The organism is Dietzia sp. IBK-p2-15D (assembly GCF_057773105.1).
The window spans coordinates 53,074-64,705 of record NZ_JBYMTK010000005.1; the positions used below are offsets into that span (position 1 = coordinate 53,074).

The following is an 11,632-nucleotide window of genomic DNA, read 5'->3' on the forward strand; positions in this document are numbered from 1 at the left end:
CGACGGTACTGACCGCACACCGTCGGCGACACCTCGTCCCCGGCCGCGGGGCGCGGGGATCAGGCGGCACCGAGCCGGTGATCAGCACATGCTCAGGGGGCGGGATCCACGTGCGGGTGGGGTCCGCGCGTGGGCGACTGCGCTAGCGCCAGGAGGGTAGCCAGAGCTGGTGGCTCCACTCGGTCTGCGTGATGGGCATCCCCGAGAGGATGGGCAGCGCGTAGATGAAGTTCACCGCGACCAGCGCGAGGTACAGGCTGACGATCGCACGACCGATGAGTTGCCGCCGGGGGGAGTCGGTGGCCCTGCCCGCGATCTCGCCCAGCACGAGCGCGATCATCATGACGAAGAACGGCGCCATGACCGAGGCGTAGAAGAAATACATCTGGCGGTCGTGCTGGAAGAACCACGGCAGATAGCCGGCCATGTAGCCCACCAGTGGGAACGCGTAGCGGCCGTCGCGGCAGATGACGGCGCGCCAGAACGCCCACGCCAGGACGGGGATGGCCAGCCACCAGATGGCGGGCGTGCCCAGGAGCATGATCGCGCGCACGCACGAGGTCTCCCCGCAGCCGGCGATGCCCTCGCCCTGCTCGACGTAGTAGAGCATCGGCCGCAGGCTCATGGGCCAGGTCCACGGCTTGGACTCCCAGGGGTGTCGGTTCCCGGCGGAGGTGGTCAGCGTGGAGTGGAAGTCCAGGACCGACGACTGGTAGTACAGCCACGACTGCACCGCGTCCGGCAGCCAGTTGTCCTCGACCTCGTCGCCCACGACGTGCCGGTACACGGAGTTCTCGTTCGCGAACCAGGGCAGCCAGGTGAACATGTGCAGGATCGCCGGCCAGAGGACGAGGGTGAGGAAGGCCGGCACCGCGTCGCGTAGCAGTGCGCCCGCGAGGGGGCGCTGGACCCCGTAACGGCTGCGCAGGGCCCAGTCCCACGCCACGGTCATCAGACCGAAGAAGGCGATGAAGTACAGGCCGGACCACTTGACCCCCAGTGCGAGGCCCAGCATGACGCCGGCGGTGAAGCGCCACCAGCGGAATCCCAGTCGCGGTCCCAGGCTCGACAGGTGGAGCCGGCCCTCGAGGGCGGCGCGGTGCATGCGGGCGCGCATCCGGTCGCGGTCCACCAGCAGGGCGCTGGCGGCGGCGACGACGAAGAGCACCTGGTAGATGTCCAGCATGCCGATTCGAGAGGTCACGAAGCTGACGCCGTCGAGGCACAGCAGCAGCCCTGCGACGAGGCCGAGCTGGGTGGACCGGGTCAGGCGCCGGGTGATGCGCATGACCATGAGCACCACGAGCACCCCGGCCAGAGCCGCGGTGAACCGCCAGCCCAGGGGCGAGTAGTCGAAGAGCATGCCGCCGATGGACTGGATCTGCTTGGCGACGGGCGGGTGGACGACCAGGCCGTAGGCGGGGTTTTCCTCGATGCCGAGCTGGGAGACGTTGTACGACTGCGGCGCGTAGTGCTTCTCGTCGAAGACCGGGGTGCCCTTGTCCGTGGCCGAGGTCAGGCCCCAGAAGCGGGAGAGGAACGCCAGGACCAGGATGACGCCGGTGGCGATCAGGTCGCGGGTCGTGTCGACCGGACCGGTGTCGGGGGCGGGCAGCGGGCGTCCTGGTGAGCGCACGCCCATGGTCGAGGTCACAGGCAGAGCATAGTGGGGGCCGTGCGCCGGGCGGGGATGCGCCCGGTCACCGATAGGGTGGTCGTCATGACGTCCGGACGTGTCGTGTTGGCGGCCACCCCCATCGGGAACCCGGCTGACGCCTCGGACCGGCTGCGGCAGGTCCTGGCGACCGCCGACATCGTGGCGGCGGAGGACACCCGCCGGTTGCGTTCCCTCTCGACGGCTCTCGGGGTGACCATCGGGGGGCGGGTGATGAGCTTCTTCGAGCACAACGAGGCCGGTCGCGTGCCCCAGTTGATCGAGCGGGTCCGCGCCGGGGACGTGGTGGCGGTGGTGACCGACGCCGGGATGCCGGCGGTGTCGGACCCGGGGTACTCGCTGGTCGTGGCGTGCATCGAGGCCGGGCTCCCGGTGACGTGTCTGCCGGGCCCGTCGGCGGTCACCACGGCGCTCGTGCTCAGCGGGCTGCCGGTCGACCGCTTCTGCTTCGACGGGTTCCCGCCGCGGCGCCCGGGCCGACGCCGGACGTGGTTGGCCCGGCTGGCGGCGGAGGAGCGCACGTGTGTGTTCTTCGAGTCCCCGCACCGCCTGGCCGACACGCTCGCCGAGGCGGCGCAGGTCCTGGGCGCGGACCGCCGGGCGGTGGTGTGCCGGGAGTTGACCAAGACCTACGAGGAGGTCCTGCGCGGCACCCTGGGTGAGCTGGCCGAGCGGACCGCCGGCGGCGTGCTGGGGGAGATCGTCGTGGTGGTCGAGGGTGCCGACGCCGCCGGGTCGACCGCCACCCTCGAGGGCCTCGTGGAGATCGTCGAGGAGCGGGTCGAGGCGGGGGAGCGGCTCAAGGACGCCTGCGCCGCCGTGGCCGAGGGGTCGGCGGTGACCAAGCGGGACCTCTACCAGGCCGTGCTCGACTCACGCGACTGAGGCGGCGGGGCGGCTCAGAGCCAGGGCGCGGGCCCGCCGCCCCAGGTGAACGCCGCCTTGTGCACGCATTCGTCCCATTCGGCGTCCGGGTCGGAGTCGATGGTGATCCCGCCGCCCACCCCGAGTTCGCAGCGGCCGTCCGGCGCCACCTCGAGGGTGCGGATGGCCACCGCCAGGTCGAGGGTGTCGGCGGTCGCGAACCCGTAGGTGCCGCAGTGCAGGCCGCGGGACCGCGGCTCCCAGCCGGCGATGAGTTCCCGGGCACGCTGCTTGGGGGTCCCGGTGACCGAGGCGGGCGGGAAGGTCGCGGCCACGAGGGCGTCGTGGTCCACCGAGGTGCGCGCCGTGACGGTGGAGACCAGATGGTGGACGCCGGGCGCGGGACGGACGGCGAGCAGGTCGGACACCCTCACCGAACCCACGTCCGCCACACGTCCGAGGTCGTTGCGCGCGAGGTCGACGATCATGATGTTCTCCGCGACGTCCTTGGCGGAGGCGAGGAGCTCGGCGGGGTCGCGGTCGGCGGGCACCGTGCCCTTGATGGGGCTGGTGCGGACGTCGTCGCCGGTGCGCACGAGGAACTCCTCGGGGGAGAAGGCCAGCACCGCGCCCCACTCGCCCTCGAGGTACGCCGACCGCGCGGCGGGGGCGCGGCGGGCCAGGGAGAGGAAGGTCTCGAGCGGGTCCGCGCGGAGCCTGCCGTCGAGGCGGGTGCTCAGACAGGTCTGGTAGACCTCGCCGGCGCGGATCGCCTCGAGGCAGTCGACCACGGCCCGTCTGTGCGCGCGACGGTCGGGGGCGGCCCAGGTGAGGGGGACGCCGACCTCGTCGTCGCCATCGTCCTCGTCGTCACCGGTGCCCCCGGATGACGGCGGTCCGTACCGTCGGACCACCTCGTGCGGGTCGGGGGCGGTGCCGTCGCCGCGCCACCGGCCGTCCGGGGCGAGCGTGAGCATGCCCGTTGCCGTGCCGCGGACCGCCGCGGGCAGGAGGGGGGCGTCGCCCGGCACGTGGTCGGGGAAGGAGCGGAACCCGACGACGACGAGGTCGCCGGCCACCGAGAAGACCTGCTCCGGCCGGTTCGGCCGCAGGTCCACGGACGGGATGATCACCGCCGGGGAGTCACGCCAGTCGCCGAGGAACGCCGCCGGGGGACCGATCCCGAGGGCCCGCGACCGCTCGTGGAGGGCGCGGAGGAGCGCCGGCACGGTGGGGGTGGAATCGGGCACCGTCCGATCGTGCCACCCCGGGGCGTCGAACCCACGCCAGGGTCCGATAAGCGCGTTATTATCTTGCGCTCACCTTGGATTGTTGACAGGGTTCGACGTATGCCAAAGTCACGAGAGAAAGCTTTCGACGCGTCGAATGACGGCCCAGAGGACCCTGTGCGCGGGCCCCGTCCGGGCGTCGACTTCACGGTCCTCGTGCCCACCACGATCATCGCGCTCATCGTGGTGCTCTGGGGCTCGTTCTACACGAATTCGTTCGAGAACGCCGCCGGTGAGGCGTTCTCGTTGGTGGTGGACACGGTGGGATGGCTGTTCATCCTCGTCTCGACCACAGTCGTGGTCTACGCGATCTACCTGGCCCTGTCCCGGTTCGGCGGCATCCGCCTGGGCGGTGACGACGAGAAGCCGGAATTCTCCACGCGGTCGTGGATCGCCATGATGTTCGCCGCGGGTATGGGCATCGGGCTGATGTTCTACGGCGTGTCCGAGCCGCTCACCCACTTCCAGGAGCCGCCGCCGGGGCAGGAGCAGCAGTACGACGTGGCCATGGCCACGACGACGTTCCACTGGACCCTGCACCCGTGGTCGATGTACGCGATCGTCGGGCTCGCGCTCGCGTTGGCCGCCTACCGCTTCAAGCGCGGCCACCTCATCTCCCAGGCCTTCGTCCCGCTCATCGGCGAGAAGCGGGCCGCGGGGTGGATGGGGAGAGTCCTCGACATCGCGACCATCCTCGCGACGATCTTCGGCACCGCCGCCTCGCTCGGCCTGGGCGCCCTGCAGATCCGCGCCGGGCTCAACGAGACCGGCGCGGTCAGCGGTGGCGGCATCGCCCTGGTCGTGGGCGTCATCGTGGTCCTAGGCCTGGTGTTCCTCGCCTCGGCTGCCTCCGGAATCAGCCGCGGCGTCCAACTGCTGTCGAACATCAACCTCATCCTGGCGGTGTCGCTCGCGCTGTTCGTGGCGATCTTCTCCGGCGCCCTGTTCTTCATGCTCGACCTCATCCCCACCACGATCGGCACCTACTTCTCGAACTTCTTCGACATGGCCTCGCGCACCGCGGTGAGCGAGAACGGTGAGGCCGCCGAATGGCTCTCCGGGTGGACGGTCTTCTACTGGGCGTGGTGGATCTCCTGGTCGCCGTTCGTGGGCATGTTCCTGGCCCGCATCAGCCGTGGGCGCACCGTGCGCGAGTTCATCATCGGCGTGGTCCTGATCCCCAGCACCCTGTCGGTGATCTGGTTCTCCATCTTCGGAGGCTTCGCGCTTTATCTCGAGGAGGCCGGACGCAGCGTCTTCGGCGACGGGGCACTCGAGCCGCAGCTGTTCAACCTGCTCCGCGAGCTGCCGCTCGCGCCCGTGCTCATGGTGGTGGCGATGGTCCTCATCGCCATCTTCTTCATCACCTCCGCGGACTCGGCGTCGATCGTCATGGGCGGAATGGCCCAGCGCGGCGTGGAGGAGCCGACCCGCTGGCTCGTCATGCTCATGGGATCGTTCACCGCCGCCGTGGCGATCATCATGTTGGTGGCCGGTGACGGTGGCGGCGACGCCCTGTCGAGCCTGCAGAACATGACGATCATCGCCGCCTCGCCGTTCGTACTGGTGCTGATCGCGCTGTGCGTGTCCATCCACAAATCGCTCTCGCGAGATCCCGCGGCCGAGGCGGCCTGACGCGACCCCGGGGGCGCGCCGGGCGTGCGGGTGTACGCCCGGCACGGCCCCCGCGGACGTGACCACTAGTCTGTAACCCATGGCGAAGACAGTCCTGACCGCGGTCGCATGGCCGTACGCGAACGGCCCCCGGCACATCGGACACGTCTCGGGGTTCGGGGTGCCGTCGGACGTCTTCTCGCGCTACCAGCGGATGGCAGGCAACGACGTCCTCATGGTCTCGGGCACGGACGAGCACGGCACGCCGCTGCTCGTGCAGGCCGAGAAGGAGGGCGTGCCGGTCCAGGAGCTCGCGGACCGCTACAACCGGGTGATCGTGGACGACCTCGCCGGCCTGGGGCTGAGCTACGACCTGTTCACCCGCACCACCACGCGCAACCACTACGCGGTGGTGCAGGAGCTGTTCCGCGGCCTGCACGCCAACGGCTACATGGTCGCCAAGACCACCACCGGTGCGGTGAGCCCGTCCACCGGGCGGACCCTGCCGGACCGCTACATCGAGGGCACGTGTCCCATCTGCGGTGACGACGGCGCCCGCGGCGACCAGTGCGACAACTGTGGCAACCAGCTCGACCCGGCCGACCTGAAGAACCCGGTCTCCAAGATCAACGGCGAGACCCCGAAGTTCATCGAGACCGAACACTGGTTCCTCGACCTGCCCGCCCTCGCGGACTCGCTGGGGGACTGGCTCAAGGGACGCAAGGACTGGCGACCCAACGTCCTCAAGTTCTCGCTCAACCTGCTCGAGGACCTGCGCCCGCGTGCTATGAGTCGCGACATCGACTGGGGGATCCCCATCCCGGTGGAGGGTTGGCAGGACCGCGGCGACAAGAAGCTCTACGTGTGGTTCGACGCGGTGGTCGGCTACCTGTCCGCCTCCATCGAGTGGGCGTGGCGCTCGGGGGAGCCCGAGGCGTGGCGGCGCTGGTGGACCGACCCCGAGGCCGTGTCCCACTACTTCATGGGCAAGGACAACATCACCTTCCACTCGCAGATCTGGCCGGCCGAGCTCATCGGCTACGACGGCCGGGGCGCCCACGGCGGCGAGCCGGGGGCGCTGGGCGCGCTGAACCTGCCCACCGAGGTGGTCTCATCCGAGTTCCTCACCATGTCCGGGTCCAAGTTCTCGTCCTCGCGCGGCGTGGTGATCTACGTGCGCGACTTCCTGGCCGAGTTCGGCCCCGACGCGCTGCGCTACTTCATCTCGGTCGCGGGGCCGGAGAACCACGACACCGACTTCACCTGGGACGAGTACGTGCGCCGCACCAACTCCGAGCTGGTCGGCGGCTGGGGCAACCTCGTCAACCGCACCGTGTCGATGGCACACAAGAACTTCGGCGAGATCCCGCGGCCCGGCACCCTGTCCGACATCGACGCCGAGCTGCTGCGCGAGGCGGAGTCGGCCTTCGCCACCGTCGGCGCGCACCTCGAGCGCTCGCGGTTCAAGGCCGGCGCCACCGAGGCCATGCGCATCGTCGGCGCCGCCAACCGCTACATCGCCGCCACCGAGCCGTGGAAGCTGGCCAAGGAACCCGACCAGCGCGAGCGCCTGGGCACCGTCCTGCACACCGCGCTGCAGGTCGTCTCCGACGCCAACACGCTGCTCACCCCGTACCTGCCGTCCGCCGCGCAGCAGATCCACGGCGCGATCGGCGGGCAGGGTGTGTGGGCCGCCGCCCCGCAGGTGCACGAGGTCACCGACGACATGCCGGTCGAGCTCGTCGGAGTCGGGCTGCCCGACGCGGGCCGCAGTTACCCGGTGATCATGGGTGACTACGCCGCCGAGCAGGCGCGGTGGGAGCGCACCGAGATCACCCCGGGCACCCCGCTGGCCAAGCCCAGCCCGCTGTTCGCCAAGGTCGACCCCGAGTTGGCCGAGACCGGGCCGAGCTGGGCGCCGATCCAGCAGGAGGACTGAGGCGACCGTATGGGTAAGCGCAAACCCCGCCCCACTCCCGTCCTGCCCGAGCCGCTACCCGGGCTCGTCGACGCGCACACGCACCTCTACTCCTGCGGACACCGCACCGCCGACGAGGTGCGCGCCGCCGCCGACCGCGCCGCACTCGCCGGGGTCGCGGCCCTGGTCACGGTGGGCGACGACCTGGCCGAGTCCGAGGCCGTCGTGGCCGCCGCCGAAGCCGACGAGCGGGTGTACGCCGCCGTGGCCGTGCACCCCACCCGGGCCGCCGAGATCACCGACCCCGAGCGCGGCGAGCAGGTGCGGGCGCGCCTGCGCGAGCTCGCCGCCCACCCGCGGGTCGTCGCGGTGGGGGAGACCGGCCTCGACCACTACTGGGTGGGGAAGATGGACGGCTGCGCCGACCCGGCCGAGCAGGAGGAGTCGCTGCGCTGGCACGCCGGGCTCGCCGCCGACCTCGGCAAATGCCTGATGATCCACAATCGCAAGGCCGATGACGACCTGCTGCGTGTGCTCGCGGAGGTCGCCGGCCCGGGCTCGGGCATCCCGCACGTGATGCTCCACTGCTTCTCCTCGCCGCTGGAGGTGGCGCGAGAGGCGCTGGACCGCGGATACGTGCTGTCGTTCACCGGCAACGTCACGTTCAAGGCCAACGACCACCTGCGCGAGGCGGCCCGCCTGGCCCCGGCCGGGCAGTTGCTCGTGGAGACCGACGCCCCGTACATGGCTCCCGAGCCGTTCCGGGGCGCCCGCAACGAGCCCGGCCTGGTGGGTTACACCGCCCGGGCGATCGCGGAGGTCCGGGGGCAGACGCCGGAGGACTTCGTGGCAGAGGTCGCGGACACCGCCCGCGCGGTGTTCGGCCTGACCGTCTGACGGGCGGGTCCGCCCGGGCCGACGACCGGTGTGGCGCGTGGTACTCGTGAGGTCCGAGGGGCGAATGTAACGAAACGTGACCTGAATACCTCGTCGCCGTCGACTCGTTCCCGCATGTCACGAGGGTCACGTTGCCCCGGCGCGGTCCGCTCGTTACGCTATCGTGATGAAACGCGAACGGCCGTACGGCAGTTCGCGGAGCTACCCGAGGAGAGAACCGACAAGTGGTTGACGACGCACGGACCGACACCCCCACGGGCGCCCGACCCGCCGCGACCCGGGGCATGCTCGCCCCCGTCAAGCGACTCCACGAGTCCCGCTCCACGATGCTGCGGCTGTCCGTCGCCGGGATGCTCACCACCCTCGTGGTGGGTGGCGTGGCGGCGCTCGACCAGCGCACGCAGTACACCCTCGAGGTCGACGGCGAGCAGGTCGAACTGGTCACCTTCAGCTCCGACGTGCGCGCCGCGCTCGCTGACGCCGGCTACAGCGTCGACGACCGGGACGTGGTGATCGCGCCCGGCGACCGCATCGACGACGGCGACACCGTCACCCTCCTGCGCGCCCGGCCGGTCACCGTCGAGGTCGACGGTCGCAGCGAGCAGGTGTGGACCACCGCCACCACCGTCGCCGACCTCGTGGCCGAGCGCGACGACGTCCCGCCCCGCAGCTACGTCAGCCCCCGCATCGACGCCGACGTCCCGCTCGACGGCACCACCGTCTCCGTGGTGACCCCGCGCGAGGCGCTGCTGTCCGACCACGGCGGCCCCGCCACCCCGATGGCCTCACCCGGTGAGACGGTCGGGCAGTTCCTCGAGCGCGCCGGCATCACCCTCGGCCCGCTGGACACCGTCACCCCCGCCCCGGACGCCCCCGTCGAGCCCGGCACCGCGGTCACCATCACCCGCGTGGCCGTCGCCGAGGAGACCGCGGTCGAGCAGTTCAAGGCCCCCGAACAGACCACCGAGGACCCCGAGGCCACCGAGGGCGAGCGCACGGTCGTCGATCCCGGTGCTCCCGGCGAGCGCGAGGTCGTCTACACGATCACCCGCGTCAACGGCGTCGAGACCGAGCGCGCCCGCGGCGCGGAGAAGGTCCTCACCGAGGCCCGCCCCGCCGTCGTCCGCGTGGGCACCAAGCCGAAGCCCTCCGCGCCGGCCGTCTCGAACGGCGGCGTGTGGGACTCGATCGCCCAGTGCGAGTCGGGCGGGAACTGGAGCATCAACACCGGCAACGGGTACTCCGGCGGACTGCAGTTCGCCGCCGGCACCTGGACCGGCCACGGCGGCGGCCAGTACGCGCCCAGCGCGCACCTCGCCACGCGCGAGCAGCAGATCGCGATCGCCGAGAAGGTCCGGGCCTCGCAGGGCTGGGGCGCCTGGCCCGCCTGCACCTCCAAGCTGGGCCTGCGCTGACCGCCCCGGACGCGACCTTCCGCGGGCAGGCCGAGCCACTCGGCCCGCAGGAGGTGCGCGCGCTCGCCGAGGAACTGGGCATCAAACCCACCAAGACCCTCGGACAGAACTTCGTCCACGACGCCAACACGGTCCGCAAGATCGTCACGGCCTCCGGCGTGGGCCGCGACGACACCGTCATCGAGGTCGGGCCCGGCCTCGGGTCGCTGACGCTGCCGCTCCTCGACGCCGCCGGCCACGTGGTGGCCGTGGAGATCGACCCCGTGCTGGCCACGCGCCTGCCCCGGACCGTCGCAGAGCGGGCCCCGCAGCTCGTCGACGCACTGACCGTCGTGGGCGCCGACGCGCTCGCGGTCTCCGGCGCCGACCTGGGCGGCCCGGGGATCCCGCCGCCGACCGCGCTGGTGGCCAACCTGCCCTACAACGTCTCGGTGCCCGTGCTCCTGCACATGCTCGCCGAGGTGCCGACCCTGCGGACCGCGCTGGTGATGGTGCAGCTCGAGGTGGCCGACCGCCTCGCCGCCGCCCCCGGCTCCCGCGTCTACGGCGTGCCGAGCGTCAAGGCCGGGTTCTTCGGCACCGTCCGCCGGACCGGCACCGTCGGCCGCAACGTCTTCTGGCCCGTCCCCAACGTCGAGTCGGGCCTGGTGCGGATCGACGCCTACCCCGAGGCCCCGTGGGACCTGGGCGAGGCACACCGGAAGCGGGTGTTCGCGGTGGCCGACGCCGCGTTCGCCCAGCGTCGCAAGACCCTGCGCGCCGCCCTGTCCGGGTGGGCGGGCTCCGGCGCGAACGCCGAACTCGCGCTGACCGAGGCCGACGTCGACCCCAAGGCCCGCGGCGAACAACTCACCACCGCCGACTTCGTCCGGATCGCCGAGGCGGCGGTGCGGCTCGGGATCGGACCGGCGCACCGCGAGCCGTAGGCTGGTGGTCATGCCCCGCGACGCCTCCACCCCCGCTGGCGCGCGCGCCGTGACGGCCGTCGCCCCCGCCAAGATCAACCTCCACCTGGGTGTCGGTGACGTCCGCGCCGACGGCTACCACGACCTGCTCACCGTGTACCGGGCCGTGGACCTGTGGGAGCGGGTCACCGTGTCGCTGGTGGACGCCGCCGACGACGACGACGAGGTCGTCGTCACCGGGCCCGGGGCCCCGCAGGTGCCGACGGACCGGACCAATCTCGCCGCCCGGGCCGTCGACCTGCTCCGCGAGGAGGCGGGATCGGACGCCCGGATCGCCATCCGGATCCACAAGGGCGTCCCCGTGGCCGGCGGGATGGCAGGCGGCAGCGCGGACGCCGCCGCCGCGCTCGTGGCCACGGACCGGCTGCTCGGTCTGGGACTCGGCCGAGCGGCGCTGGAGGAGCGGGCCGCGCGGCTGGGCAGCGACGTGCCCTTCTGCATCCGCGGCGGCACGGCGTTGGGCACCGGCCGCGGCGAGAAACTCGCCACGCTGCTGCACGCCCGCGCCGAGCAGCACATCGTGGTGGCCCTGGCCGACGGGGGACTGTCCACCCCGACGGTGTTCGCCGAGTTCGACCGGCTGCGCGCCGAGCGCGACCGGCTGCGCGCGGAGCGCGACCCTGCTGATCCCGGGCGCGACCCGGCTGATCCCGAGCGGGGCCTGCCGCGCGCGGGCGGGGTCGACCCGCTCGTGGCGGCCCTCGCCGGCGACGATCCCGCCGCCGTGGCCGGGCTGCTCGCCAACGACATGGAGGCCGCCGCGCTCTCGCTCATGCCCGCCCTCCGCCGGACCCTGCGCGTCGGCCGGGAGGCCGGGGCCCTGCACGGCATGGTCTCCGGCTCCGGCCCCACCTGCCTGTTCTTCTGCACCGACCGTGACCACGCGATCGCCGTCGCCGCCGAGATCAGCGAGCACGGCGTCGCCCGCGAAGTCCGCGTGACCCGCGGCCCGGTCGGCGGTGCGCACATCGTCGACGACCCCACAGGAAAGTAGA

9 protein-coding genes are annotated in these 11,632 nt (G+C 71.9%); 7 read left to right on the top strand and 2 right to left on the bottom strand.

Going from position 1 to position 11,632, the window contains the following annotated elements; translation table 11 throughout:
- Nucleotides 1-142 precede the first annotated feature (142 nt).
- Nucleotides 143-1,642: a dolichyl-phosphate-mannose--protein mannosyltransferase gene (locus AC3DEV_RS08685; RefSeq protein ID WP_488371929.1), complete on the bottom strand. Its 1,500-nt coding sequence runs from the start codon at nt 1,640-1,642 to the stop codon at nt 143-145.
- Between the two features lie 78 nt (nt 1,643-1,720).
- Between AC3DEV_RS08685 and rsmI the strand changes: the two genes are divergently transcribed.
- Nucleotides 1,721-2,560, top strand: coding sequence for a 16S rRNA (cytidine(1402)-2'-O)-methyltransferase (gene rsmI / locus AC3DEV_RS08690; protein ID WP_488371826.1), 840 nt, complete (start codon nt 1,721-1,723; stop codon nt 2,558-2,560).
- Between the two features lie 14 nt (nt 2,561-2,574).
- Here the strand turns inward: rsmI and AC3DEV_RS08695 are convergent, their stop codons facing one another.
- A complete protein-coding gene (locus AC3DEV_RS08695; RefSeq protein ID WP_488371827.1) occupies nt 2,575-3,789 on the bottom strand; it encodes an aminodeoxychorismate synthase component I in 1,215 nt (404 codons plus the stop codon).
- A 156-nt stretch (nt 3,790-3,945) separates the two neighbouring features.
- Here AC3DEV_RS08695 and AC3DEV_RS08700 point away from each other — a divergent pair, with 156 nt between their 5' ends.
- From AC3DEV_RS08700 to AC3DEV_RS08725, 6 genes are all read left to right on the top strand, one after another.
- Entirely contained in the window at nt 3,946-5,463 is a 1,518-nt protein-coding gene (locus AC3DEV_RS08700) for a BCCT family transporter (protein WP_488371828.1), read from the top strand.
- A 79-nt stretch (nt 5,464-5,542) separates the two neighbouring features.
- A complete protein-coding gene (gene metG, locus AC3DEV_RS08705; protein WP_488371829.1) occupies nt 5,543-7,381 on the top strand; it encodes a methionine--tRNA ligase in 1,839 nt (612 codons plus the stop codon).
- Nucleotides 7,382-7,390: 9 nt separating this feature from the next.
- Nucleotides 7,391-8,257 carry a TatD family hydrolase gene (locus tag AC3DEV_RS08710; protein WP_488371830.1) on the top strand — a complete coding sequence of 289 codons (867 nt, stop codon included), beginning with the start codon at nt 7,391-7,393 and terminating at the stop codon, nt 8,255-8,257.
- A gap of 224 nt (nt 8,258-8,481) precedes the next feature.
- Nucleotides 8,482-9,672, top strand: coding sequence for a resuscitation-promoting factor (locus AC3DEV_RS08715; RefSeq protein ID WP_488371831.1), 1,191 nt, complete (start codon nt 8,482-8,484; stop codon nt 9,670-9,672).
- Nucleotides 9,669-10,598 carry a 16S rRNA (adenine(1518)-N(6)/adenine(1519)-N(6))-dimethyltransferase RsmA gene (gene rsmA, locus AC3DEV_RS08720; protein WP_488371930.1) on the top strand — a complete coding sequence of 310 codons (930 nt, stop codon included), beginning with the start codon at nt 9,669-9,671 and terminating at the stop codon, nt 10,596-10,598. The genes AC3DEV_RS08715 and rsmA overlap by 4 nt, the downstream gene beginning before the upstream one ends.
- Before the next feature lie 10 nt (nt 10,599-10,608).
- Nucleotides 10,609-11,631 carry a 4-(cytidine 5'-diphospho)-2-C-methyl-D-erythritol kinase gene (locus tag AC3DEV_RS08725; RefSeq protein ID WP_488371832.1) on the top strand — a complete coding sequence of 341 codons (1,023 nt, stop codon included), beginning with the start codon at nt 10,609-10,611 and terminating at the stop codon, nt 11,629-11,631.
- Nucleotide 11,632: the final 1 nt, after the last annotated feature.